This is a genomic window from Mesorhizobium sp. M4B.F.Ca.ET.143.01.1.1, from assembly GCF_004792275.1.
GTDB classification, from domain to species: Bacteria; Pseudomonadota; Alphaproteobacteria; order Rhizobiales; family Rhizobiaceae; genus Mesorhizobium; species Mesorhizobium abyssinicae.
On record NZ_SRSR01000247.1, the window covers coordinates 1 to 316 of the forward strand.

At 67.1% G+C, this 316-nt stretch carries 1 protein-coding gene; it reads left to right on the forward strand.

Features of this window, described 5'->3' with window-relative positions; all coding sequences use genetic code 11:
* A partial coding sequence (locus EN786_RS36840) for a M17 family peptidase N-terminal domain-containing protein (RefSeq protein ID WP_281405036.1) occupies window positions 1-316 on the forward strand: 316 nt, incomplete at both ends.

A 316-nucleotide genomic window follows, 5' to 3' on the forward strand; every position in this document is an offset into this window, starting at 1 on the left:
CGGCAAGGTCTCTGCCCTCGACGACAACGCCTGGCTGAAGCTAGGCGGCGCCGTTGCCGCTTCACTGCGCAAGGCGACCGAGGTGGCGGTCATCCTCGATCTGCCGGAGCTGCAGCCCGATGGCCGCCAGGCGGCGAGCCTTGCCGCCGGCATCCTCCTGCGCAGCTACGCCTTCGACAAATACAAGACCAGGAAAGACAAGGAGGACGGCCAATCTGACGCGAAGGACGCCAGGAAGGCCGAGGCGGCGAAGCCCGCCAAGATAACCATCCACTGCGCCGACCCCGCGGCCGCGAAGAAGGCTTTTGCCGGCGAG